The sequence below is a fragment of the Sphingomonas sp. LH128 genome (assembly GCF_000293195.2).
In the GTDB taxonomy this organism is placed as follows: Bacteria; Pseudomonadota; Alphaproteobacteria; order Sphingomonadales; family Sphingomonadaceae; genus Novosphingobium; species Novosphingobium resinovorum_A.
In genome coordinates, this window is record NZ_ALVC01000043.1 from 1 (window position 1) to 24,624 (window position 24,624).

General features: G+C 64.1%; 23 protein-coding genes and 1 other RNA gene. 7 read left to right on the top strand and 17 right to left on the bottom strand.

All coding sequences use genetic code 11. The features are described from left to right. Positions 1 to 861 (top strand): MATE family efflux transporter (locus LH128_RS04120; protein ID WP_008828321.1); only part of this gene is annotated, 861 nt, incomplete at its 5' end. 1 nt (position 862) lies between these two features. On the opposite strand, the gene LH128_RS04125 is transcribed toward LH128_RS04120, so the two are convergent. The 6 genes from LH128_RS04125 to LH128_RS04150 form a co-directional block, all read right to left on the bottom strand. Next, positions 863 to 2,524, bottom strand: coding sequence for an ATP-binding protein (locus tag LH128_RS04125; RefSeq protein ID WP_008828322.1), 1,662 nt, complete (start codon positions 2,522 to 2,524; stop codon positions 863 to 865). A 91-nt stretch (positions 2,525 to 2,615) separates the two neighbouring features. After that, entirely contained in the window at positions 2,616 to 3,368 is a 753-nt protein-coding gene (locus LH128_RS04130; protein ID WP_008828323.1) for a TIGR02186 family protein, read from the bottom strand. Then, positions 3,365 to 4,279 (bottom strand): sulfite exporter TauE/SafE family protein, encoded by a 915-nt coding sequence (locus LH128_RS04135; RefSeq protein ID WP_008828324.1) that lies wholly within the window; start codon positions 4,277 to 4,279, stop codon positions 3,365 to 3,367. The genes LH128_RS04130 and LH128_RS04135 overlap by 4 nt, the downstream gene beginning before the upstream one ends. A 46-nt stretch (positions 4,280 to 4,325) precedes the next feature. Beyond that, positions 4,326 to 5,180, bottom strand: a complete 855-nt coding sequence (locus LH128_RS04140) for a hypothetical protein (RefSeq protein ID WP_248005942.1) — start codon at positions 5,178 to 5,180, stop codon at positions 4,326 to 4,328. A 227-nt stretch (positions 5,181 to 5,407) separates the two neighbouring features. Further along, positions 5,408 to 6,865, bottom strand: coding sequence for a glycosyl transferase family protein (locus LH128_RS04145; protein ID WP_008828326.1), 1,458 nt, complete (start codon positions 6,863 to 6,865; stop codon positions 5,408 to 5,410). Between the two features lie 101 nt (positions 6,866 to 6,966). Continuing rightward, positions 6,967 to 7,398, bottom strand: coding sequence for a VOC family protein (locus LH128_RS04150; RefSeq protein WP_008828327.1), 432 nt, complete (start codon positions 7,396 to 7,398; stop codon positions 6,967 to 6,969). 95 nt (positions 7,399 to 7,493) lie between these two features. Here LH128_RS04150 and LH128_RS04155 point away from each other — a divergent pair, with 95 nt between their 5' ends. After that, a complete protein-coding gene (locus tag LH128_RS04155) occupies positions 7,494 to 8,249 on the top strand; it encodes an SIMPL domain-containing protein (RefSeq protein WP_008828328.1) in 756 nt (251 codons plus the stop codon). Positions 8,250 to 8,302: 53 nt separating this feature from the next. On the opposite strand, the gene LH128_RS04160 is transcribed toward LH128_RS04155, so the two are convergent. Then, entirely contained in the window at positions 8,303 to 9,067 is a 765-nt protein-coding gene (locus tag LH128_RS04160) for a TorF family putative porin (protein WP_008828329.1), read from the bottom strand. 327 nt (positions 9,068 to 9,394) lie between these two features. Here LH128_RS04160 and LH128_RS04165 point away from each other — a divergent pair, with 327 nt between their 5' ends. Beyond that, the gene (locus LH128_RS04165) at positions 9,395 to 10,099 is read left to right on the top strand and encodes a metallophosphoesterase (RefSeq protein ID WP_008828330.1); all 705 of its coding nucleotides are present in this window, start codon (positions 9,395 to 9,397) and stop codon (positions 10,097 to 10,099) included. Positions 10,100 to 10,124: 25 nt separating this feature from the next. On the opposite strand, the gene rnpB is transcribed toward LH128_RS04165, so the two are convergent. The 4 genes from rnpB to LH128_RS04180 all read right to left on the bottom strand — a co-directional run bounded on the left by rnpB (position 10,125) and on the right by LH128_RS04180 (position 12,393). After that, positions 10,125 to 10,585: RNase P RNA component class A (gene rnpB, locus LH128_RS31250), an RNA gene on the bottom strand. 9 nt (positions 10,586 to 10,594) lie between these two features. Further along, on the bottom strand, positions 10,595 to 11,299 hold the full coding sequence (locus LH128_RS04170) for an N-acetylmuramoyl-L-alanine amidase (RefSeq protein WP_008828331.1): 705 nt from the start codon (positions 11,297 to 11,299) through the stop codon (positions 10,595 to 10,597). 21 nt (positions 11,300 to 11,320) lie between these two features. After that, positions 11,321 to 11,962: a histidine phosphotransferase family protein gene (locus tag LH128_RS04175; RefSeq protein ID WP_008828332.1), complete on the bottom strand. Its 642-nt coding sequence runs from the start codon at positions 11,960 to 11,962 to the stop codon at positions 11,321 to 11,323. Positions 11,963 to 12,000: 38 nt separating this feature from the next. Beyond that, on the bottom strand, positions 12,001 to 12,393 hold the full coding sequence (locus LH128_RS04180; RefSeq protein ID WP_037517688.1) for a Mov34/MPN/PAD-1 family protein: 393 nt from the start codon (positions 12,391 to 12,393) through the stop codon (positions 12,001 to 12,003). Between the two features lie 18 nt (positions 12,394 to 12,411). On the opposite strand from LH128_RS04180, the gene LH128_RS04185 reads away from it, so the two are divergent. Continuing rightward, positions 12,412 to 13,353 (top strand): RluA family pseudouridine synthase, encoded by a 942-nt coding sequence (locus LH128_RS04185; RefSeq protein WP_008828334.1) that lies wholly within the window; start codon positions 12,412 to 12,414, stop codon positions 13,351 to 13,353. Between the two features lie 90 nt (positions 13,354 to 13,443). After that, positions 13,444 to 14,349: an RNA polymerase sigma factor RpoH gene (gene rpoH / locus LH128_RS04190; RefSeq protein WP_036523631.1), complete on the top strand. Its 906-nt coding sequence runs from the start codon at positions 13,444 to 13,446 to the stop codon at positions 14,347 to 14,349. A 67-nt stretch (positions 14,350 to 14,416) separates the two neighbouring features. On the opposite strand, the gene LH128_RS04195 is transcribed toward rpoH, so the two are convergent. Beyond that, entirely contained in the window at positions 14,417 to 15,649 is a 1,233-nt protein-coding gene (locus tag LH128_RS04195; RefSeq protein WP_008828336.1) for an MFS transporter, read from the bottom strand. A gap of 184 nt (positions 15,650 to 15,833) precedes the next feature. Here LH128_RS04195 and mtgA point away from each other — a divergent pair, with 184 nt between their 5' ends. Then, a complete protein-coding gene (gene mtgA, locus LH128_RS04200; RefSeq protein ID WP_008828337.1) occupies positions 15,834 to 16,499 on the top strand; it encodes a monofunctional biosynthetic peptidoglycan transglycosylase in 666 nt (221 codons plus the stop codon). Positions 16,500 to 16,934: 435 nt separating this feature from the next. Here the strand turns inward: mtgA and LH128_RS04205 are convergent, their stop codons facing one another. Then, complete coding sequence (locus LH128_RS04205; protein WP_008828338.1) at positions 16,935 to 19,403, bottom strand: TonB-dependent receptor; 2,469 nt, start codon at positions 19,401 to 19,403, stop codon at positions 16,935 to 16,937. Positions 19,404 to 19,760: 357 nt separating this feature from the next. Here LH128_RS04205 and LH128_RS04210 point away from each other — a divergent pair, with 357 nt between their 5' ends. Then, positions 19,761 to 20,717: a cation diffusion facilitator family transporter gene (locus LH128_RS04210; RefSeq protein ID WP_008828339.1), complete on the top strand. Its 957-nt coding sequence runs from the start codon at positions 19,761 to 19,763 to the stop codon at positions 20,715 to 20,717. A 1-nt stretch (position 20,718) separates the two neighbouring features. Here the strand turns inward: LH128_RS04210 and LH128_RS04215 are convergent, their stop codons facing one another. The 4 genes from LH128_RS04215 to clpP all read right to left on the bottom strand — a co-directional run bounded on the left by LH128_RS04215 (position 20,719) and on the right by clpP (position 24,155). Continuing rightward, positions 20,719 to 21,570: a VOC family protein gene (locus LH128_RS04215; protein WP_008828340.1), complete on the bottom strand. Its 852-nt coding sequence runs from the start codon at positions 21,568 to 21,570 to the stop codon at positions 20,719 to 20,721. Positions 21,571 to 21,664: 94 nt separating this feature from the next. Continuing rightward, positions 21,665 to 22,006: a low molecular weight protein tyrosine phosphatase family protein gene (locus LH128_RS04220; protein WP_008828341.1), complete on the bottom strand. Its 342-nt coding sequence runs from the start codon at positions 22,004 to 22,006 to the stop codon at positions 21,665 to 21,667. Positions 22,007 to 22,103: 97 nt separating this feature from the next. After that, positions 22,104 to 23,366: an ATP-dependent Clp protease ATP-binding subunit ClpX gene (gene clpX, locus LH128_RS04225; protein WP_008828342.1), complete on the bottom strand. Its 1,263-nt coding sequence runs from the start codon at positions 23,364 to 23,366 to the stop codon at positions 22,104 to 22,106. A 120-nt stretch (positions 23,367 to 23,486) separates the two neighbouring features. After that, complete coding sequence (gene clpP, locus LH128_RS04230) at positions 23,487 to 24,155, bottom strand: ATP-dependent Clp endopeptidase proteolytic subunit ClpP (protein WP_008828343.1); 669 nt, start codon at positions 24,153 to 24,155, stop codon at positions 23,487 to 23,489. Positions 24,156 to 24,624 lie beyond the last annotated feature (469 nt).

The window sequence follows — 24,624 nt, forward strand, 5'->3', positions numbered from 1 at the left end:
TACGCCATGATCCTGGCGGTGGTGCTGGACATCGTGTTCAACCCGCTGCTGATCATCGGCGTGGGCCCGCTGCCGACCTTGGGCGTCGCAGGGTCGGCCATCGCCACCGCCATCGCCAACACCGCAGGCATGGTGCTGCAGATCTGGGTGATCTACCGCAAGGACCTGCCGCTGCGCCTGCGCGGCCCCGAACTCGGCTATCTCACCCCGCGCGGAGAGGACCTTCGCTATGTGCTGGCCAAGGGTCTGCCGATGGGCGCGCAGATGCTGATCGTGTCCTCGGCAGGCCTCATCATGGTGAGCCTCGTCAACCGCGAGGGGCTGGACGCGGCGGCCGCCTACGGCGCTTCGCTGCAACTGTGGAACTACCTGCAGATGCCCGCTTTCGCGATCGGCTCGGCCGTAAGCGCGATGGTTGCGCAGTCGCTGGGCGCCGGGGACCACGGGCGCGTCAGCAAGGTGACGCTGACCGGCATGGGCACCAACCTCGTCATGTCGACCGCCGTGGCCGCGCTGATCGTCGGATTCGACCGACCGCTGCTGGCACTGTTCCTCGGCGGCCAGAGCCCCGCCCTGCCCATCGCCGAGCATATCCAGGTGGTCTGCACCGCCTCGTTCGTGATCGTCTCGATCACGATGATCCTGACCGGCACGATGCGAGCCTATGGTGCGGTAGTAGCGCCGCTGGTGTTGCTGTTCCTCGGTCTCTACCCGGGGCGGCTCGGCTTCTATGCGCTGGCTCGCCCGTTCATCGGCAGCGAGGCGGTATGGTGGGCCTATCCGGTCGGCTCGTCGCTGACGGTGATCCTGACGCTGGCCTACTACAGCACAGGCCGATGGCGTAGGGCCTTCAAGGGTTAGTTCAACGCCCCTGCGCCCGCCAGCGCTGGACGGTACGCAGAACCATCTCCTCCTCGCCGCCGCTGCGGTTCCACAGCTGCGTGAACGATGGGTCCGCCGAGGCCGGCCGCTTGTTCTCCTCGAGGTCGTCGAAAGAGACGCGCATCGGGATCGCCACGCCCTCGCCGCAGACGATGCACTCGCGGTTGCGCAGCGCCGGGATCGAATCGAGGAACCCGCGCGCGCCTTCGGGCATGGCGGCGCGCACGAAGGCCTGGTCGCGCTCGTTGTTCAGGCGCATCGAGATGATCGTGCCGCACTGCGACAGCACGCCCTCGGCCAGATCAGACGGCCGCTGCGTGATGAGGCCCAGCGAAATGCCGTACTTGCGCCCCTCCTTGGCGATGCGCGAGAGGATGCGGCCCACCGAGGAACCGTCGGCATTCCGCTCGTTCGGAACGTAGCGATGCGCTTCCTCGCAGACGAGCAGGATCGGCCGCGTTTCCTCCTCGCGTGCCCAGACGGCGAAGTCGAAGACCATGCGGCTGAGCACCGCGACGACGGTGGAGGTGATCTCCGTCGGCACGCCCGAGACGTCGATGATCGAAATCGGCCGCCCGCGCGACGGCAGGCGGAACAGCTTGGAAATGAAGTCCGCCATCACGTCGCCCACCAGCATGCCGGAGAACATGAACTGGTAGCGCGGGTCGGACTTCATCTCGTCCAGCTTGTTGCGGATGCGCAGATACGGCGCGCTGGTATGACCCTTGTCGAGCTTGCCCATCGCGTTGTTCAGGATATTGCCGAGGTCCGACAGCAGGTAGGGAATCGGCGAATCCACCGTGATCTTGCCCATCTGCTCGGCCAGCCGGTTCTTCGAGCGCGCCTCCAGCAGCGCCTTGCCGAGGATCTCCGCGTCAAGCTGCCGCTCGTCCCCGCGAGAGGTCAGCAGGATTTCGCAGTGCTCCTCGAAGTTCATCAGCCAATAAGGCATCTGCAGGTTCGAAACGTCGAGGATCACGCCGGTATCGCGAAACGCGGCCGCGTACTCGCCGTGCGGATCGACCATGATGATGTGGCCTTCGGGCGCATGCTCGCAGATGCGGTGGAGGATCAGCGCGGCGCTGGTCGACTTGCCGGTGCCGGTCGAACCGAGCAGCGCGAAATGCTTGCCCAGCAGCGCATCGACGTAAAGCCCCGCGCGAATGTCGCGGGTGGGATAGACGTTGCCGACCTGGATCGCCGAGCGTCCGTCGCTGGCGTAGATCTGCCGAAGGTCGTCGCTGGTCGCCGGGTAGACCAGCGCGCCCGGGATCGGGAAGCGCGTAACGCCCCGCCGGAACCCGTGGATGCGGCCGGTCTGACGCTCCTCTAGACCCTCGCCGAGAAAATCGACTTCGGACAGCACGCCCGCCACGCGGCCGTCCTGCTTCTGGTTGCGGACGCTGGCCAGCAGCCAGCCGGTGCCGACGCGAATCTTGACCTGGCTGCTCACCTGCCCGGACATCGCCACCGAAGGATCATCCGCCGCGGTAATCTCGTTCAGACGCTCGAGATCGAAGGCGATGCGACTACCCGCGCCGCTCACGTCGAGGACGACGCCGATCGGCTCGAGCCCAGGCGCGACGGCCGGCTCCGCATCGGTCCGGGGGTCTTGAAATCTGTCGAGACCGTCGAGATGCATCCGCTTCGTCAACCCATCGCATTTGTATGGCAACCGATTGCGGTGGCTACCAGCGACGAGGTTAATTTCCGCCTAAAGACTGCATCGTATATCAGATCAGCGCGAAAAGACGCCCGGCCAGCCAGCCCATCGCCACCGAAACGAATACCGCCAGCAGGCCATAGGCGAAGCCGTAATCCTCCGCGAAATTGGCGATGGCGCGCTCGATGCCGAGCTTGCGCACCTCGACCTGGCTGCTCGCCGACGCGACTACCCTACCCTTGGAAATGGCGAAAGTTTCTGCGGTATAGATGCCCGTCGGCACGCGCGAGGGCAGTTCGATCCGCGCCTGGTAAAGCACCTGCTCCTTGACCGTGACGCCGCCCTCCTCCTCGCGGTAGAGCCCGATCCGGCGGTTGAGATCGACCAGCCCCGAGGAGAAACGCGCCTGTTCGTCCGGATCGATCGCGCCGATCGGCGACAGCTGCAGCCACTTGAGCCCAAGCTCATAGATCGCCGCCGTCTTGTCATCGACGATGTCGGCGATCGGCCGGCTCGAGGCGATGGCGTAGTAGCTCGGCGCGCTTCGCAGTTCGGTGCTGGCGGCGTTGATCCAGACGCCCGCGACCTTCTGCTTTTCGCGCAGGACGATGGACTGGGTCGGCCCCTTGAGCACGACGACGATGTCGTAGTCCTGCGCCGCGCGGGAGCCTTCCGGTGTCAGCACCGCCCCGAAAAGCAGCAGTTCGGTGCCGGTGAAGCCCTGCTGCAGATCGACTTCATGCTGCGAGACTTCGGGCACGAGGATCGGGTCGCGCGCACCGGTCAGCGCGACGAGCGCCAGCAGTGCGAGCCACACCCTCACAGCGGCGCGACCGTATAGATCTCGTCAGGCCGATAGCCGAGGCCCAGCGCCATGCGCCCGGCGACCAGCAGCACGATGACGGCGAGGATCAGGCGCAGTTTCACCGGGCTGGCCTTCTGCGCGAACTGCGCGCCGACCTGAGCGCCGGACACCGAGCCCAGCAGCAGCAGCGAGGCCAGCACGATATCGACGGCGTGAGTCGTCAGCGCGTGCATCATCGTCGTCGCCATCGTCACGAAGAGGATCTGGAACAGCGAGGTGCCGACGACGACATTGGCGCTCATGCCCAGGATATAGAGCATCGCCGGGACCAGCACGAAGCCGCCGCCGATGCCCATCAGCATCGTCAGGATGCCGGTTCCGATCCCCAGCAGCAGCGGCGCCAGCGGCGAGATGTAGAGGCCCGAGCGGTAGAACCGCCAGCGCATCGGCAGGCTGGCGACCATCGGGTGATGGCGGCGCTTCCTGGCGGCGATGGGAATCCCGGTCCGCTCGGCGCGGATCGACTGGATACTCTCCTTGGCCATCAAACCGCCGATCGAGCCGAGCAGCACGACGTAGAGGATGTTGATGACCGTATCGATCTGGCCCAACCGCTCGAGCAGGTTGAACAGCAGCGAGCCGAGCCCGGTGCCCATGATGCCGCCCGCTACCATGACCGCGCCCATCTGGTAGTCCACGCCGCCCCGCCGGGTATGCGCGAAGACGCCCGAGACGCTGGCTCCCGTGACCTGGCTCGCGGCCGAGGCAGCGGCGACAGTAGGCGGGATACCGTAGAAGATCATCAACGGCGTCGTCAGGAACCCGCCGCCCACGCCGAACATGCCCGAAAGCACGCCGGTCAGCGCCCCCAGCGCGACGATGATGAGGCCGTTGACCGAAAGGTTGGCGATGGGGAGGTAGACGTCCATTGCACCCACTCGCTACCGCAGCATGGCGTCGCGGAAAAGGCGCGTTTCAGAATCCTGCGGATAGCGTGAGGGCGGGGCCGGAGCCGGGCACGGCGTCACCCGCAAGGCGGAAGCGCCAGTCCACCGCGACCCGCCCATTGATGCCGCGCCCGAGCGGCATCGCAACCGAGGCGGTCGGTCCCGCATCGAGCCGCGCCGCGCCCTTCTGCGCTCCGCCCCAAAGCCCTCCACCGATCCGCACGTCCGCTGCCCGCACAGTCAGCAATCCCCGATCCGCGCGGAACTGACCGTCAGCGAACATTGTCGCGTAGCGCCCGGCGACATATCCTGCCTGCGCGTAGGCCTCTCCTCGGAAGCCGGCGAGCAGCGGGAATAGCGGCAATTCGGTGATCGCCATCGCTGCGCCCTGTACCCGGCGCTGCCCCATCTGGTCGGTCATCCGCCCCTCCAGCGCCGCGACGACAGGCAACGCAGTGATCGGCCGGGCCGACAAACCAACTGCCGCCGTGGTTTCTCGGATTTGCCCGGTCGTCGAGGTGCTGCGCAAGTAGACCGTCGGCCGATGCCTACTGGCCAATGCCAGCCGGTAGCGCAGCACTCCGCCCGCCTGACTAGCGCCGTAAGTCCCGGGAATCGCCCCAGGCGAAGCTGGAGCACCGGAACTGTCCCGTCGCATCAGCGCCCATGCGTCCATCGACCAGCGGCGCGGCCGCCAAGGCACGATCGGCAGCCCGGTCGGCTGAGGTGCGGCGACCGTCCCGGGCACGTCGGGTGCGTAGAAACGCGGCAAGGGCTGCAAGGCGCCAAAGTCCTCCCGCAAGTGCGGCACGATCGACGAAGCGGAAATGCCGGACGACACCGCAGGCGCGGCCGGCGCGGAATAGGTCGTGACATAACGCACCGCAGGCCGGCCAACGCCAAAATCGGGCGCAACGTCATAGGCTCTAGGCTCATCGCCGGCATAGCTCGGAAGGGACTGGAGCCCTAAGCCGACTTCACTACCCGCAACGACGGCTGGCGCGGCCTTTGAGACCAGCGGTTCCCATGTCGCAGCGCGCCCTCCAACCCAGCCCCCCAACAAGGCCAGCAGGGCCAGAAGTGGATGCCCGCGTGAAATCGCTCCGCCGCTCACGACGCAGCCAGCCTTGAACGGGTCGGCGCCAACTCAAGCAGCGTCGGGTGCCCGACGTGCTCGGTCTTCTCCCAACGTACGGGATTGCCCCTCAAGGTCATCACATAGCTGAAGAGCGCGCGGCGGCCCGCCAGAATGGCGATTGCGTTGGCAACGACGATACGCGGAATCGCGCCAAGCCCTTCGACCAGCCCGTATTCGCGTGCGGTGAAGAAGCACCGCAAGCCGCTTCGCCAGACGAAACTCACCAGGCAGATGGCCAACAGCGCCTGCAGCAAAGGCGAAAGCTCCGTGCCTTGTACGAGCCCTTCACGTTCGGCCAGTTTCAATGCCGCCTCGATCAGCAGCAACCCATAACCGCACGCGAGGATCAGGGCCGTGAGCGGGCCACGCCGGTCCCTAAGTGCCATCCACTGGTCGATAACTCCGCTGCCCCAACCAAGCCGGTCCCACCCCTGGAACGAAATCCCGTGAATCCACCGCGATTTCTGACGCACAGCGTCGGCGAGCTTTGACGGGAAGTAGGCCCGCGTCGCGACCAATCCGCCAGTCTCGTCACGAACCCTCAAGAAGCGCGAAGTTCCGCCTTCCCGCTGCACCAGCAGCCCGAGTTCATAGTCTTCGGTAAGGCACTCGGCCGCGAACGGGCCGCCGTCGCGACCGCGACGAAGCGCAATGCGCGCGATCATATCGCGCGAAAAGCCACACGCTACGCCTGCCGCCGGCATCGCTGCTCCCAGCGCATCGCGAACGACCATGGCCTTGCCGTGCGACTCGGCGAACTCATCGGCATAGTGCGCCGCGATCCATGGCGAGGCTGGCTGCAGTTCGGGGCGCACGGGAAGCTGCGCGAAGTCTGCCCGGCGCAGCGCCCGGTCGATCACGGCGAGTTCCGCCGGATGCACCATGTCCTCCGCGTCGTGGAGCACGACGGATCGATAGCGCCAGCCATAGCGAAGCTCGTCAGCGCAGAGCGCGGCGTAAATTCGATTGAGGCAATCCGCCTTGGTAGTCGGCCCTGGGCAGTCGCCTATCACCATACGAACCCGCAGGTCACCGCCTGCCGCAGCGGCGACCGCCGCGATCGTATCCGGATCGTTGCAATAGCAGCCGAGGTACAGTGTGAACTCGTCCTGCCGCCAATTGGCCAGCGCATGGCGAACCGTGTGCCCAATTACTTCTGCCTCCTGCCAGGCAGCGATCAACACGGCGGCGCGTCCGGAGAGCGGTGCGTTGGCTTCTGCCTGCGTGATGCGCGAATCCGGCGAGCGTCCCGTCAACCGAAGTCCGATCCACAACGCGTCGATCATGAATTCGTCCAAGGCGCCAAGGACAAGCCAGAATGCCACGAACAGCAGCAATTCCTGCTCGAACGCCTGCACATGGGCGACGATATCAATGAGCGCCTGCGATCCCCGCACTTCGTCCCCCGGCCACGGCCAGTGGTCGATCATCCCCTACGATCGACCACTGGGCGCAGATTATCGGCAGGGACGCTCTCTTCGCAAACGCGAAGGTGCGCCGTTTCAGAAAGTTAACGGCGGCTTGACGATACTCACCAGGATCCGACGTTCGGCATGCTCGCCCACGGCTCGGCAGGTTCGAGATGACCATCCTGCAGCAGTTCGATGGAAATGCCGTCCGGCGTGCGCACGAAGGCCATATGGCCATCGCGCGGCGGGCGGTTGATGGTCACGCCGCCGTCCTGCAACCGCTGGCAGGTCTCGTAGATATCGGACACCTGAAACGCGAGGTGACCGAAATTGCGACCGCCGGGGTAAGCCTCAGCCGATCCATCCTCTGCAGGCCAGTTGTAGGTCAGTTCGACCTCTGCCTCTTCCTGCCCCGGCGCGGCAAGATAGATCAGCGTGAAACGGCCTTGTTCGCTGGAGAACCGGCGCGTTTCCTTGAGTCCGACGAGTTCGAAGAAGCGGATCGTCTCGTCCGGATCGGTCACGCGGATCATGGTGTGAAGGTAGCGGGTCATGGGATGGCTTTCTTCATTTCATCGACACTGTGGAACAATTCATCGCACATACAGCCGCCAGCCTGCATGATGCGGCGACGATCAGGGAGAGAGCGATGAGCGAAGATAGTTCCGCCGAAAGTCAGCACAAGGGCATTGCCCGCCTGGGAGGCACAACCGGCCGGTGGCTGGCGAGCGCGACGATCCTGGCGGTGGGCATCGTCATCGGCGGCTTCGCATTGGGTGACGGCATCAAGCGGGCGCAGCGCGCGGACCGTGCGGTCACCGTCAAGGGCCTCGCCGAACGTGACGTCACCGCCGATCTCGCCACCTGGACCATCAGCTATTCCGCGACCGCACCCGATCTTGCCACCGCACAGGCGAGCGTGGACCGCGACACCGTCCAGATCCGCGCATTCTTTCGGGAACTCGGTTTCCCCGCCGAGGCGCTCCAGCCAACCGGCGTCAACGTAAACCAGACCAAGGACAATGGCGTCGTCAGTTTCACCGTGCGCCAGCGGGTGAGCCTGCGCACCACCGACATAAAGCGCGCGCAGAATGCCGTGCGCCGCCAGTTCGACCTCGTGCGGCGCGGCGTGATGCTCGAGGAAGGTTCGGGCATGGCGTATACCTTCACCCGGCTCAACGGCATCAAGCCGGAGATGGTCGCCGCCGCGACCCGGGATGCGCGCTCGGCCGCCGAACAGTTCGCCAAGGACAGCGGTGCCGAAGTCGGCGCGATCAAGAATGCCGCTCAAGGCTACTTTTCGATCGAGGCGCGGGACGGCGATTCGGGCGGTAGCTGGGGACAGTCCGACACGCCTTACAAGAAGGTGCGCGTCGTCACGACGATCGACTTCTACCTGAAATGAGGAAGCCCGTCCGGATCGTTCCGGACGGGCTTCCTCCTGCTATGCGTTGACGATCAGAACGCTGCGGTCAGCGTCGCGACGACGGTGTCGTCAGTGTAGCTGTCGATGCTCGGCCCGCTGACGCCGACATAGGACAGGCTCACCGAGAGAGGACCGTAGACTGTGGCCGAAGCGCCGATCGACCAGTCGATTCCGGTCTTGTCGGCGTTGCAGTAGTAGCACGGAGCCAGCGCGCCGTCGGTGTAGCCGAGGTGACCCGAGACCGTCAGCGGCGTGTTCGGAATACCGATATCGACGTTGGAGTAGACGTAGAGATTGTCATGCTTGGCCGTGCCCGCGAAGTTCGGCAGTGCCGTCTGCTTCCAGGCGTAGTTGGCGCCGACCTTCACCTTGGCCGGGCCGACCTGACCGGAGACCGAGGCATAGGGCTCGAAGAACTCCGCGGTGCCGACGTGGCCGTTCGGATAGGCGTAGTAGAGCAGACCCGCATCGAGCGTCAGGCCGGGCGTCACTTCGCCGGTCCAGCCGCCGAAGATGTCGAGTTCAGTGCTGCCGTAAGTGGAGCCCAGGTCGATCGAAGAACCCCAGGTTGCGATGTAGAAGCCGCTGGCGTGCGAAACGGTGATGCCGCCCTGGATCGCAATGTCGCCGGCCGACTGCGAGACGCCGCGGAAGCGGTAGTCGCTGGTCAGGGCCGCGCTGCCGGTGATGGTGATTTCCTTGGGCGCCTCGGCGTCCTGCGCAAATGCCGGAGTTGCGGAAAGCGCAGTGCCCGCAAGGAGAGAGGCGGCGACAACGCCGCGGACGGACAAGAGCATGGTGTTTCCCTCACAAATTTTGTCTTTGATGCCTCGTCCCACCTGCGTCCGCTGCATGGAGTCTCGTTCCGGATCTCCCTTGCGACGGCACAATATTGCTGCACTGCAGCTAGAAGACGCACAAGAAAAATTTCAATACAGCAACATTCAAGAAACGATGTGTGGATTTTTTGCCACTGCACCCTCTGGTGTTTCCTACGGGTTGTGCGGGGGAGCGGGGCAGTTTATACTGCAGCGCAATAAATGCTGAACACGATACGAAAGCTCATGGGCCGGGCCGACCAACGGCGAGCCCCTTCGATCCCTTCCGGTGAACGGGTTTACGCCGTGGGCGATATCCATGGCCGTGCCGATCTTTTCGAGCATCTCATCCACACGATCGAGCAGGATGATGCGGCGCGCGGACGTGCGCATACGACCGTCGTTCTCCTGGGTGACCTAATTGATCGGGGCGACGACAGTGCCGGGGTTGTAGCCCGCGCGCGCCAGTGGGGCCGCGAGCGTGAGGTGGAGTTCATCCAGGGCAATCACGAGGAAATGCTGCTGGTTGCCAGCAAGGATGCCGAGGCCATGCGCGGTTTCCTCAAGTTCGGCGGGCTGGAGACGATCCTGTCCTACGGTATCGACAAGGACACACTGCTCGCAGCCGATGCCGAAGAGATGCAGCGCCTGATGAACGAGGCGATTCCGCAGGACGACTTCGACTTCCTCGACAGCTTCAAGAAGATGCACCGCATAGGCGACTACGTGTTCGTCCATGCAGGTGTCCGCCCCGATACACCGCTCGAACACCAGCTCGGCCGCGACTGCCGCTGGATTCGCGAGCCTTTCCTGAGCCATCGCGGCGATTTCGGGGCGTTCGTGGTGCATGGGCATACGATCACGCCTGAACCGGACGAGCGCGGCAACCGCATCGGCATCGACACCGGCGCATTCCTTCACGGCACGCTGACTGCCCTCGGCCTGCAAGGAACCGACCGCTGGTTCCTGACCGCGAGCGACAATGCTGTCGGCTGCAGCGAAGCTGCCTGAATAGCCGGAATTTCAAGGCCCTGAATGCGCCGGGGAGCCTGTAAGCCGGGTTCTGTTCCTGGCGTGGTCTCCCAAAGAGAGGGACCTTACGCCGCGGCGGCAGCCATTCCTCTAGGCGAGACATCGCTGCCTCGCTCAAGCGACCAACCCGGGCTGCCTGGGTTCGAAACGAACCCGCCGATCTCCCCCGCTTTCGCGAGACGCCGGCGCGCAGCCCCTATTCGGTCTTGCTCCGGGTGGGGTTTACCAAGCCGCTTACCGTTACCGGCAGCGCGGTGCGCTCTTACCGCACCCTTTCACCCTTACCTGCTTTCCGAGGAAAACATCGGCGGTTTGCTCTCTGTGGCACTTTCCCTAGGCTTCGGACGGTCTGAAAACCGCCCTCGCCCGGCAGGCGTTACCTGCCACCCTTGTTTCGTGGAGCCCGGACTTTCCTCGCGGTCATCCAAGTTTCCTTGGCGACCCCGCGGCTGCCCGGCTCCCCGGCGCGGGCGGTCACCTAGCACGGCCGGTATCGCGTTCCAACAGGAGTTCGAACAGGATGCCGCCGATTTCTCCATCGATCTCGCCATCCATGAAGATCGGCCGCCAGCGGCGCTGAAACGCGGTGACGGCGGCGCGCCCGTCGGTGATGTCGTAGCCGAACCGCTCCAGCGCCAGATAAAAGGCGCCGGGGTTGTCGTAGAACAGGTTCATCTTCGCCTGGGGAATCTCCAGCGCAAGGCCGAGTTCGCCAAGGCGGTTCCAGTCGAAGTATTCGCCCGGGTCCTGCTTGCGGGCAGGCGCGATATCGGAGTGCGCGACCACGTTGGCACGGGGAATGTCGTGCCGGTCCATGATATCCGCCAGCAGCGGCAGCAACGCGTCCATCTGCGGTTCGGGAAACGGACGATAGCCCCATTCATGTCCGGGATTGACCAGTTCGATGCCGATACTGGCCGAATTCACGTCTGTCTCACCGCGCCAGTAGGAACGGCCCGCGTGCCAGGCCCGCTTGTCCTCAGGAACGAGTGAGGTGATCATCCCCTCCTCGTCGATCATATAGTGGGCAGAGACTTCGGCGGCCGGATCGCACATCCGCTCCAGCGCCTCCTCGGCCGACTTCATACCGGTATAGTGCAGCACGACCATAGTGATCGGCAGCTTGCGCTCGTTCCAGTTGGGGGAGGCGACGGTGCGATTGACGAGCCAACGGTTCATCTTCGTCGCGCCTCCTTCCCGTCAGGCCCTTGGCAGCATCGCGCCAAGCACCAGCGCATCGTCCGCCAGCGCAAACTGAAGCTTGCCCTTCAATTCCACGGCCAACTGGCGCAACATCGCCGCAGGCGCGGTACGGCTCGAAAGCTCACCTTCCGGCAGAGCGCCTTCAAGCGCGGCGCCGACCGAACGGTCGAAAGCGATACGCGGACCGGCAGCACGCACCACCAGTTCGCTGTGATTGTCGCGATACTCGGCCGCGATTTCCAGCGTACCGCCGCGCGGCAGTGCCTCGAGACCAATCAGTGCGAAGTTGAGCAGCGTTTTGATCGCCGCCTTCGGCAGCGAATCGCTCGGCAGTGCCCAGGCCAGCGTGACGCGCGGATTGTTCGCCACCAGCGCATCGACGAGAACCTTGGCCTCGCTCACCGCCACCATCTCGCCGAAGCCGCCCGCCGCACCGAAGGCCAGGCGGAAGAACTTGAGCTTGTCGGTGGAAATCCTCGCGCTCTGGTCAAGAAGTTCGAAGCAGCGCTGGCGCATCTCCGGGTCTTTCTCGTCCGCGAGCAGTTCAAGGCCATTGGTCAGCGCGCCGACCGGGCTGAGCATGTCATGGCAAAGGCGCGAACACAGGAGGCTGGCAAGTTCGATCGAACTCGTGGTCATGGGCTTGGACTGCTCTTTCGTACTTCTGACGCGGCCCCCTATTCGACGACGCGGAACGGCAGGGCCTCGAATCCATTGGCGTTATCGCGCCAGAAAGCAACCTCGCTCTCCGCGATGATCGCCCAGATGCGCGAATCCCCGGTGGAATGTTGCCGATCGGTCGCCGAAGGCACGCAAATCCCCGTAGGATGAGAGTGATAGTAGCCGATCACTTCCGGCCCACCCGCCCGCACCTCCTTGTGCGCCGCCAGCAGCACAACGGGGTCGATCTCGAAGTGAACATGGCGGTTTTCCGCCAGATTCGCCGCAGCCCGCGCTTCGTCTATCCGTTGACCGCGCCCCAGCAACAGTCCGCAGCATTCTTCGGGAGCAGCCCTGCGAGCATCTTCATGCAATGTTGCAAGAACACCACTTGTCAGTTCGACGATCATCCCCAAATCCTACGCGCAATGGGGGCGCTTACAAACATCATCGAAGGCGAAGTCGCCAGTGGCGGCCGGATCGACAAGGCCCTGGCCGAAGTCAGCGGCCTGTCGCGCGAACGCATCAAGGCGCTGATGGGTGAAGGCCGCGTCTCGCTCGCCGGAAAGCCCGTAGCGCAGGCATCTCTGAAAGTGGATGCCGGAACACCGTTTGCCATCGACGTGCCCGAGGCTACGCCCGCCGAAGCGGTGGCGCAGGACATCCCCCTCGCCGTCGTCTACGAGGACGAGCACCTGATCATCGTAGACAAGCCCGCCGGACTCGTCGTCCACCCGGCCGCGGGCAATCTCGACGGAACGCTGGTGAACGCCCTGCTCCACCACTGCCGGGGCCAGTTGTCCGGCATCGGCGGCGTGGCGCGCCCCGGTATCGTCCACCGCATCGACAAGGACACTTCAGGGCTGCTCGTCGTCGCCAAGACCGACAAGGCGCACGAAGGGCTGGCCGTCCAGTTCGCCGATCACTCGATCGAACGCGCCTATCACGCCGTCGTCGGCGGCAGGCCGGTGCCGGTAGCCGGAACCGTGCGCGGCGCGATCGCCCGATCGTCGCATGATCGCAAGAAGATGGCGCTGGTGGAGGACGGGCGCGGCAAGCACGCGGTCACCCATTTCCGCACGCTGGCGGCGCTGCGCGGCGCCACTCTTGTCGAATGCAGGCTTGAGACGGGACGAACCCATCAGGTCCGTGTTCACATGGCGTCAATCGGTCATGCGCTATTGGGAGACCCCGTCTATGGGCGAACTCCTTCTCCGCTTCGACCGATTCTCTCCCGACTCGGTTTTTCCCGCCAGGCGCTCCACGCTGCGGAACTCGGGTTCGTTCACCCCGTTTCACAAGAAAGGGTCCATTTCGCCAGTCCTTTGCCCGACGATATGCGGACACTGATCGACGAACTGCGACACTGAAATCGCAAATCCATGCTAACGTATAGAGGTGGTCACAAGCTAAGACGCCTATGAAGGGTCCTAGACCGTGTACCGACCTAGAAAGGACGGATGATCGTGAGCAATAATCGAAACCTGCCGAGTGTCCCGGCTTTGGGCGGTGAGCAAAGCCTCAACCGCTACCTGTCGGAGATCCGCAAGTTCCCGATCCTGGCTCCTGAGCAGGAATACATGCTGGCGAAGCGCTATTCGGAGCATCAGGATCCGGAAGCTGCAGCGCAGCTCGTCACCAGCCACCTGCGACTCGTTTCCAAGATCGCCATGGGCTATCGCGGCTACGGCCTCCCCGTGTCCGAGCTGATTTCCGAAGGGAACATCGGCCTGATGCAGGGCGTCAAGAAGTTCGAGCCCGAGCGCGGCTTCCGCCTCGCGACTTATGCGATGTGGTGGATCAAGGCTTCGATCCAGGAATACATCCTGCGTTCGTGGAGCCTCGTGAAGATGGGCACCACCGCCGCGCAGAAGAAGCTGTTCTTCAACCTGCGCCGCATGAAGAAGAACCTCGACGCCTACGAGGACACCGACCTGCACCCCGACGACGTCGCCAAGATCGCGACGACGCTGGGCGTCTCGCAGACCGAGGTGGTCAACATGAACCGCCGCATGATGATGGGCGGCGATGCCTCGCTCAACGTCTCGCTGCGTGAGGAAGGCGAAGGCCAGTGGATGGACATCCTGCAGGATGACCGCCCGCTGCAGGACGAAACCGTCGCGGATGCCGAGGAAGCGTCGGTGCGCCACGACATGCTTATCGAGGCCATGGGTTCGCTCAACGAGCGCGAGCGCGACATCCTGACGGAGCGCCGCCTGACCGACGATCCCAAGACTCTGGAGGAACTGAGCCAGGTCTACTCGGTCAGCCGCGAGCGCGTGCGCCAGATCGAGGTGCGCGCCTTCGAGAAGCTGCAGAAGGCGATGAACCGCATCGCCGGTGAGAAGCGCCTGCTCCCGGCCTGATCCAGAGCCACCAAGTATAACGAGAGGCCGGGCCGTCCGCGAAGGATGGCCCGGTTTTTCTTTGCCCTCACACCGCCTGCTCGCGCGGATGCAGCCGCAGCATCGGAACCCAGAACAGCGCCGCCACTGCAGCAGCTGCGAATATCCAGAACATGCCGGTGTAGCTTCCCGTCACGTCGTACATCAGTCCGTAGAGCGGCGGTGTCGCCAGCATCGCCAAAAGGATCGCGCCGGAGAGCAACCCCATCGCCCGCCCGACGCCGCGCTGGCCGAAAATCCGCGGGGCGAGGTAGCTTTCGGCCGGAACCATCAGTCCGCCGAACAGTCCCGTAATCGCCACCCCCAGCGCAATCACGCCGTAGCCCGCTCCCGCCTGCGTCAGGCAGACCATCCCCGCTGCGAATCCGCCAAGGCCGCAGAACATCAGCACTTTCGGCCCGACCTTGTCGGAAAGCGCCGCGAAGTTCAGCTTCGCGATGAACCCGCACGCGGAATATATCGAGATCAGCGGTGCCGCTTGCGCCGCCGTCGCCCCGGTATCGATGGCGAGCGGCGCCAAGTTCGTGATCATGCCTTTCAGGCCCGCTGTCACGATCGAGACGGTCAGGGCGATCATCCAGAAAGCCGGGTCGGTCAGGATTTCCCGCGCGGAGATCGGGTTCCTCGCCAGTTCTTCCCGCGCCTGCAGCGGCGGTTCGTCCGCGCCGTCGGGATTGAGGCGCTTGTCGGATGGCCGGTCCACCACCAGCATTGCCATCGGGATCGTCCAGAGCAGCAGCACGACGGCCAAGGCCCGCAAGGCAAGTCGCCACTCGAACGCCGCCATCAGAGCGGAGATGATGAGCGGAAACACGAAGCCGCCTGCCGAAATCCCGGCAATGGCGATACCGACCGCCCTCCCCCGTTTCTGCGCGAACCAGCGCGAGAGCAGCACGGTGATCGCCACCGGCCCCATGAGTACGTTGGCGGGCGCGATCAGCACGGCGAAGATCACCAGTACTTGCGTGAAGGAGGTCGCGAGGGAAATCGCCACGTAACCCGCCCCCAGGCACAGCCCGCCCGTCACCATCAGGCGGCGTAGCGGAAAGCGGTCCATCAGCGTCCCCAGCAGCGGCGCCAGCACCGCGCTCGTCCCAGACAGGACCGTCATCGCCAGCATCAGGACGGTGCGACTCGGCTGGAACTCACGCGCCAGCGGCACCGCGACGATCGAATAGGTCGCCGCCACCATGCCCGTCGCCGCCAACAGCATGAACCCAACCGCGACCTGCCTCCACCCCACGCCGAAGGATGCTGCCATGCGCCTGTTCTCCCGTTCCTCTTATGCAGCAGAAGTATCCGGGAGAATTGTCCATACTGCAAATTAAACGTCTGTATTACGAATTAATGTATCGGCCGGGCGTAGCGCCCGCCGGTGCTGGCGCAATGCCGGGCATTTCGACTAGAGAGAAGACTCCCGACCGTTTCAGAGGCTTCCTGCGTCCATGCGTCTCCTTGCCAAGATCATCGTGTGGTTCATTGCGATCAGCGTGGGCCTGACGGTGCTCTATCGCTTCGTGCCGCCGCCGGTGACGGTGACGATGCTGGTCGATGGCAACGGGATCACCAAGGACTGGGTGCCGCTCAGCCGGATCGACCGCAACATGGTCGCCGCTGTGGTCGCCGCCGAGGATGGCAAGTTCTGCACGCATAACGGCTTCGACACGCAGGCCATCGAAAAGGCGATGGAGCGCAATGCCCGGGGAGGTCGCATCCGGGGCGGCTCGACGATCAGCCAGCAGACCGCGAAGAATGTGTTCCTGTGGCAGGGCGAAGGCTGGACCCGCTACTTGCGCAAGGGCTTCGAGGTCTGGTTCACCTTCCTGATCGAGAACCTGTGGGACAAGCGCCGGATCATGGAGGTTTACCTCAACGTCGCCGAGACCGGCATCGGCACGTACGGCGTCGAGGCCGGGGCGCAGCGGTACTTCGGCAAGTCCGCCGCGAGCCTCTCCCCCGCCGAGGCGGGCCGCATGGCTGCCGCCCTGCCCAGCCCCAAGACCCGCTCGGTGAAGAACCCGGCGGGCTTCACGCGCCGCTACGGTAACACTATCGCCGCGCGCATCGGCACAGTGAAGCGCGGCGGCTACGACTCCTGCGTCTACGAGTAACGCCACCCCTGCCGCATCGGCGCACACGTGCCCGGCGGCTCGTTGCAAGGTGACAGGTTTACACGGTTTACACAGTCCAGGGAGAAAAGGCGTCACCTTACCCCGGAAAGTGTCACCTTGTGCCGAGAAGGTGTCACCTTGAGGTGGGAATCTGTCACCTTGCGAGGGTGAAGCGTCATCTTGCCCACGGCTCGGCGCTCCGCCACAGCGGCATTCGAGCTTGCGACGATAGCGTTCCATCACGCGCATGTGGCAGATCGAAGGGCAAGTTTTCATGCGAGCGTTCTACGCCCGCTCGCCGATGTAGGAAAACGGATCGCGCCTGAACCTCGCCCTTGCTCCGGGCGAGAAACAACGTGCCGGGCCGGCAAAGAAAAAGGGGAGAGACCTTGCGGTCCCTCCCCTCTCTTTTTTCCGTTGCCGGATCGTAGTGGATCAGAAGCCCATCACGAGGGTGGCACTGACGGCGCGCGGCGAACCGAAGTTCACGAAGGCCGAAGCGGGAGCCGTGGCGACAGCGCCGCTGAACGAACCGACGTAGAACTTGTCAAACAAGTTCGAGACGTTGAGCTGGATTTCGCTCTTGGCGAGACCGAGGCTCTCCAGCTTGTAGCGCAGGTTCATGTCGACGACGGTGTAGCTCTTGAACTTCACCGTATTGGTGTCGTTCAGGAAGCGATTGCCGGTGTACTTGGCCTGCGCGCCAACCGAAACATCACCCAGGTTCAGTTCCGCGCGGCCGCCGACCAGCCAGTCCGGAGCGCCACGCTCGCGGTTACCCTTGGTCGCGAGCAGGACACCGCCCGAACCGAGGATATCGTTCTGGATCTCCGACTTGATGTACGAAGCGAAGGCATAAAGCGACAGCGGCTCGATCGGCTGTACGCCGAGGCTTGCATCCACGCCATACTTCTTGACCGGACCAAGGTTGGTGTCGGTCGAGTTGCCGTCGATATCGACGGTGGTGACGATGCGGTTCTTGTACTTCGAGTACCAGCCGGTGACGGCCGCCTGCACGATTGGGGTCGAGTAACGCAGGCTGAGGTCGAAGCTGTCCGAGGTCTCGGCGGTACGACGGGCGAGCGGATCGTTCGCCTCGTAGAAGAACGTGCCGTAGAGCGCGTCAGTGCTCGGCGCCGAGATGTTCTTGGCGTAGCTGCCGGCGAGGCTCAGTTCGGGGGTCAGCTTGAAGACCGCACCGACGTTCGGCAGAACCTTATCGTACTTGATGGTGCGCGAGAGCGGACCAACCGCCGATGTGTGCGAGGCGAGGTAGTCTGCGACCTGGCTTGCGCCGACGCAGCTGACGTTGCCGCTGGCGTCAGTGGTGACGCAGTTCTGGTTCAGCTCACGCTGGAAGAACGGTGCACGAACACCCAGCAGGACCGTCAGCGAGTCGTCGAAGAAGCGACCGCGGTATTCGCCCGAGATCTGGTGCAGGGTCGCGTAGGACAGACGGTCACGCTTGTCGATGCGATTGCCATACTCGTCGAGGATCGGGTCGTTGATCGGGAAGACGTCGAACGGTTCGCCGTTGGTCTTCAGGAAGCCGCCCGGGCCGGTCTGGCGGTGACGCGCGCGGTCGAAGCTGTACGACACGCGGACGCTGTTGTTCTCGTCCATCTCGTAGGCGAGGTTCGCGATCGCGATCACGCGGCGGGTGTTGGTCTGGCTCGGCGAAAGGATGCGGACAGCATCGCCCGAACCGGTCACACCGTCGCCGTTGAGATCGACGTCACCGTAGAAGTAGTAGCTGGCCGAACGGCTGCTGACCGGAGCGAAAGTCTCGAAGAAGACGCCGGTGTAACCGTCGCGGTTGTAGCCTTCGACCGCGACGGAGGTGCCGCCGCCGTTGGCCTTGACGGTCTGGTAGGCCGCGTCGACCGAGAAGGTCAGCTTGTCGGTCAGGTGGAACAGCGAGTTCAGGCGGAGGTTGCCGGTGTTCGATGGATTGTAGCGACGCTCGAACTGCGAACCGCACGAGTTGGGAACGCTGCCGGTGCTGGTCGTGCAAGGCACGCCGCCCGCGACGTCGTAGAAGCGCTCATCCTTGTCGAGCGTGATCGCGGCCGCGCTCAGCGGCGAGCCGCCGAAGTTGTTGCGGTTCACGTTGTAGTGACCGGCGATCGAGATGAAGTCGCCGTCCACGCCGATCGGCTGGTAGATCTTGGCGTTGAACTGCTTCTTCTCGACCTTGCCGTAGTTGGCGAAAGTGGCGCCGTTGCGCGAGTACGAGCCCGAGAACCAGGCCTTGGTGCCGACCGAGGTGAACTCGCCCGTCTCGACCTTGGCGAAGAAGCGCTGGAATGAACGGTCTTCGCCGCCCGAACCCTTCGCGGCGATGTCGCCGTAGGACATGCTGGTCATGACGCCGAACTGGTCGTCGGGAACCTTGGTGTTGATGTTGACGGTGCCGCCGACGGCCGCAGGCGTCGGGCTGTCCACGTCGGTCGAACCCAGGTTGACGTTGACGCGCTCGATCAGCTCGGCATCGACCTGCTGGTTCGTATAGATCGCGTAGTTGCCGGAGTCATTGAGCGGGATACCGTCGAAGGTCTGCGAGATACGGCTCGAATCGAAGCCGCGGATGGTGAACGAACCGCCCGACGAACCCCACGGGTCGTTGTTGGTGAAGCTGACGCCCGGAACCAAGTTGATGATTTCGTTGACCGACTGGCCAGCGCGCTGCGCACCGATGATTTCCTGGCCGATCTCGACCTTCGCCTTGGGCGAGTCGGGCGTGCGAACCCCAAGAATGTCGTGCACGCGGCCGCCGGTGACGACGATGGTGTCGCCGTCGAAGTCGGCCGAACCGGTCGACTGCGCGAAAGCGGGAACCGCGAGGAAGGCGGCGCCAACGGCGATCGTGCTGGTCGCCGTGGAGAGGAGGGAGGTGAGTTTCATTTTATGCCCCTGATCTTGTCAGACTAGAGTGGTCACAATGTGCGACGAACGCTTCAGCCCCGCCGCATTTGCTGCGGCTGCTAAGAGCAGCGGGATATGACAACTTTCTGACGGTGAGGACTCAAATGCGTGCGCAAACGCGAAATTTTGTGACACAAGCGTAACACAACACAATTTTTTGCAAAAAAATAACAATATTTCAGTAGTTTATGGTGCGCGCGCGATATTGCACTGCGGCATAAATGTCACTAGAAAGGGAAAGTGCTGCTGCGCCTGCAACGCTGCAAAAACGTAATACGGCCGTGATGTTACGTCATCGCTTGATGCCGACCGGGCGCTCGTGCCACTCGTTCGGCCATGAGCGCAGGTCATCATCACGGACATCAGCATAGCCACGGCCACGGGCATCACCACGGGCACCATCATGCGCATGCGGCGCCGGCAAATCCCGGTCGCGCCTTCGCCATCGCCGTCTCGCTGAACCTCATCTTCGTCATCGCAGAGGTCATCGCGGGCTTCGCGAGCGGGTCCATGGCGCTGCTGGCGGATGCGGGGCACAACCTGTCGGACGTCCTTTCGCTGGCGCTTGCCTGGGCGGCGGCGGTGCTATCGGCCCGCCCGCCTTCGGAGCGCTTCACTTACGGCCTCAAGAGTTCCTCCATCCTCGCCGCGATCGCGAATGCGGCGCTGCTGTGGGTGGCGATCGGCGCGATCCTCGTCGAGACGGTACGCCGCCTCGCCGATCCCGAGCCGGTGGGCGGCACCACGATGATGATCGTCGCGGGCATCGGCATCGCGGTGAACGGGCTTTCGGCTCTGCTTTTCGCGAAGGGCTCGAAGTCCGACCTGAACTTGCGGGCGGCGTTCGTGCATCTTCTGGCCGACGCGCTGGTTTCGGTCGGCGTGGTGATCGCGGGGCTGCTGATCACGTATACCGGATGGGCACTCGTCGATCCGGTGACCTCGCTGGTCATCACCGTCGTGATCGCATGGTCGAGTTGGGGCCTGCTGCGCGATTCGCTGCACATGGGCATGCTGGGCGTGCCGGAGGGCATCGACGGCCCGCGCGTGCGCGCCTTCCTCGAGGCGCGGCCGGGCGTCGTGCGCGTCCATGACCTGCACATCTGGCCGATGAGCACGACCGAGACCGCTCTCACCGCGCACCTCGTCATGCCCGGCGGACAGCCGGGCGACGGATTCCTGCATGCCCTGGCCCATGACCTCGAGCATGAGTTCGGCATCGGCCACCCGACCATTCAGGTCGAAACCGACGACCACAGCCCCTGCGCGCTGGAGAGCGAGGCCGTCGTCTAGGCTATACGAATTCGTGCCGCGCGCCGAGGAAGTCCTCGGGCAGAATGGCGAAGCCGGATGATATGCAACCCTCGCCCGTCAGGCGCAGCTTCAGCTTGTCCGCGAAATGCGCCCGCGCCCTGCCCGCATCGGCGATCTTCCAGACGAGCGCATAGATGCCGTTCTGTGTACTTTGCAGGAACGCACCGAGCGGGCCACCGGCAGGATCGTCCGGCTGCACGAAGGCGACCCGCGTGTCGCCCACTTGCAGCAGGACCCGGCGCGCGGGTTGGGGTAGTTCGGTCCGGGCGTCCTCCAGCACTTCGCCGTCGACGACCTCCGTGAAGAAGCGCAGCGCCGTCTCGATATCGGCGGTGACGCAGCCGATGTGATCCAGTCCGGCCACCGTACAGTGATGCCCTGCCCCGACCGCCGGGTCCCAGTTGCCCCGCTCCCACGGATCGTTGGGCATCGGCAGTTCGCAGACTTCCAGCAGGACGCCGCCGGTCGATTCGGGCTTCACGAAGAAGAACACGCCGTAGTCGGCGGCGACGGTGCAACCGGCCTCGCGGAAGGCGGCGCTGGCTGCCTTGCCGTCCGCCACCTTGATCTCGAACGAGTGGAAGGCCTGCCCGATCCGGGCGAACTGGCGGGCGAACGGCTTGGTGAGGTCGTCCGCGCGGCGCGGCGCCATCGGTTCGACCATGTGGTCGGTGACGTAGAGCAGCGCAGCGTCGCGGTCCTCGGCGGGGAAGTAGTTCTCTGCAAAGACCAGCCCGCCCAGCGCATCCTGATAGAGTGCACGGGCGGCATGAATGTCGGCGACGGCATGAATGGTGTGGATCACCCGCGAAACCGGAACGCGTGCGGCCATGGCTCTCTCCCCAATGTGTTTGCCGCAGAGTGGGGCGGCCATCGCGGGTTGCCAAGCAAGCGGGCACCCGTCCAAGCGATATCCGCGCGAGGATCTAGGTCCGATCGGCAGTCGTCGGCAGGTAGCGCGCCATCTTGCGTTCAAGCAGCCGTATCAGGTCGGGATCCATGAAGGCAAAGTCGTCCGGAATGTCGAGACAGATGACGCGCTGCCCGTTTAGGGAACGCCGGAAACGCCGTTGCAGCTTGGTGCGATGGGCCTTCTCCATGACCACGATGACGTCGGCCCAGGTCACCAGCTCTCCGGTCAGCGGTTCCTCGGCGTCGGCGTTGGTGCCTGCCGAAGCGACCTCTATATCGCCCCGGCATGCGAAAACCTGCTCTGCGGTCGGGCTGCGCAGTCGGTTCTGGCTGCAGATGAAGAGATAGCGCTTCACTTGGCTCCGCCCGCTCCACAAAGACCCCCAACGACACAAGGCCCGGTCAGCGAACCGACCGGGCCTTGTGGTATTCGCGATGCGGGGACCGGAGCCGTCAGGCCGCAGCTTCCGCCTTGTCGCCCTTGAGCACGCGGACGGGTTCCTTGCGGCCCTCGACCACGTCCTTGTCGACGACGACTTCAGCGATGTCGCGCTCGGTCGGCAGGTCGAACATGGTGTCGAGCAGCAGCCCTTCCACGATCGAACGCAGGCCGCGCGCGCCGGTCTTGCGCTCGATCGCCTTCTTGGCGATCGCTTCGAGCGCGTCGTCGGTGAAGGTCAGCTCCACGTCTTCCAGCTCGAACAGGCGCGCATACTGCTTGATCAGCGCGTTCTTCGGTTCCTTGAGGATCTTGACCAGCGCCTCGATGTCGAGGTCGTTGAGGGTCGCGATCACCGGCAGGCGGCCGACGAATTCGGGGATCAGGCCGAACTTGAGGAGATCTTCCGGCTCCGCCTTCTGGAGCAGTTCGCCCACTCGGCGCTTGTCTGGATCGGCGACATGCGCGCCGAAGCCGATCGAACGCTTCTGCAGGCGGTCGGCAATGATCTTATCGAGGCCGGCGAAAGCGCCGCCGCAGATGAACAGGATGTTGGTCGTGTCCACCTGCAGGAATTCCTGCTGCGGATGCTTGCGACCACCCTGCGGCGGAACCGAGGCGGTGGTGCCTTCCATCAGCTTGAGCAGCGCCTGCTGCACACCCTCACCGGAAACGTCGCGCGTGATCGACGGGTTCTCGGCCTTGCGGCTGATCTTGTCGATCTCGTCGATGTAGACGATGCCCTGCTGCGCCTTCTCGACGTTGTAGTCGGACGCCTGCAGCAGCTTGAGGATGATGTTCTCCACGTCCTCGCCCACGTAGCCGGCTTCGGTCAGCGTGGTGGCGTCGGCCATCGTGAACGGCACGTCGAAGGTGCGCGCGAGCGTCTGCGCGAGCAGCGTCTTACCCGAACCGGTCGGCCCGACCAGCAGGATGTTAGACTTCGACAGCTCGACGTCGCCCTGCTTGCCGCTGTGCTTGAGGCGCTTGTAGTGGTTGTGGACAGCCACCGACAGGACGCGCTTGGCGCGTTCCTGGCCGATCACGTAGTCGTTCAGCATCTCGCAGATGTCGCGCGGGGAGACGATCTCGCCTTCCTTGCGACCGGCAATGCCCGCCTTGGTTTCTTCGCGGATGATGTCGTTGCAAAGCTCGACACATTCATCGCAGATGAACACCGTTGGGCCCGCGATCAGCTTGCGCACTTCATGCTGCGACTTACCGCAGAAGCTGCAGTATAGGGTGCTTTTCGCGTCAGATCCGCTCAATTTCGTCATTTTCCGTCTTTAGCCTCCAACCGAGGCGACTCGCTCACTCTAGCCTGCCCGGGACCGGCTTTGCAATCCTACCGCCAAATGCTTGACGGAGACTGAAGGCGCCGGTCCCGCTTCAGGACGTTACGCTTCCGCCGGCTTGTCGCCGTCGGGGCGGGTCTCGAAGACCTTGTCGACGAGGCCGAATGCCAGCGCTTCGTCAGCTTCGAGGAACGTGTCGCGGTCCATCGCCTTCTCGATCTCATCGAGCGACTTGCCGGTGTACTTCACGTAGAGATCGTTCAGGCGGCGGCGCATGCGCAGGATTTCGCGCGCCTGGATCTCGATGTCGCTGGCCATGCCCTGCGCGCCGCCCGAGGGCTGGTGGACCATGATGCGCGCGTTCGGCAGCGCGATGCGCATGCCCGGCTCACCGGCGGCGAGCAGGAAGCTGCCCATCGACGCGGCCTGGCCGATGCACACGGTCGAGACGCGCGGCTTGATGTACTGCATGGTGTCGTGGATCGCCATGCCGGCCGTCACCACGCCGCCCGGCGAGTTGATGTACATCGAGATGTCCTTGGTCGGGTTTTCCGATTCCAGGAACAGCAGCTGCGCGACGATGAGCGAGGCCATGTGGTCTTCCACCTGACCGGTGATGAACACGATGCGCTCACGCAGCAGGCGCGAGTAAATGTCGAACGAACGTTCGCCGCGGCTGGTCTGCTCGACGACCATCGGCACGAGTGCGCCCGTCACGGGATCGGTGGTGAACTTTCCTTGGGCGTTCGAAGCGCCGAACAGGTCGAGCATGGGAGTCCTCTTTGCGATTTTGCCTCGCCTATGTCGCGTGGCAATGCGCGATGTTCAAGGGGGTTAACCTATCAGGCGTGAATGGACGGGGGAGAAGCCGCTGGAGGCGCTACCCGAGGTCCACAAGGTGACGCAGGTTTACACGGTTTACACTGTCCAGAGGGAGAAGGTGTCACCTTGGGCCGGGAAGTGTCACCTTGTGAGGGGAAGTGTCACCTTGCGGTGTAACCTTGTGCGGTTTTGGGCGGTCGGATGGGGCATGCGGCGCAGTGTATGGGACGGCGTCGGATGTAGGAAAGCCGACCTTCGGCAAGCGCCCCGTTGCGGACATTCGATCGCCACGATACCATCGTGGAATGTTCGAAAGCCCTCCATACATGTTCATTGCGACCGTCTTCGGTCTAGCGGTGCTTGTAGGGTTCTTGCCCGCCAGAAAGTACCGGACGGCGCTAATCGGATGCATCGCCCT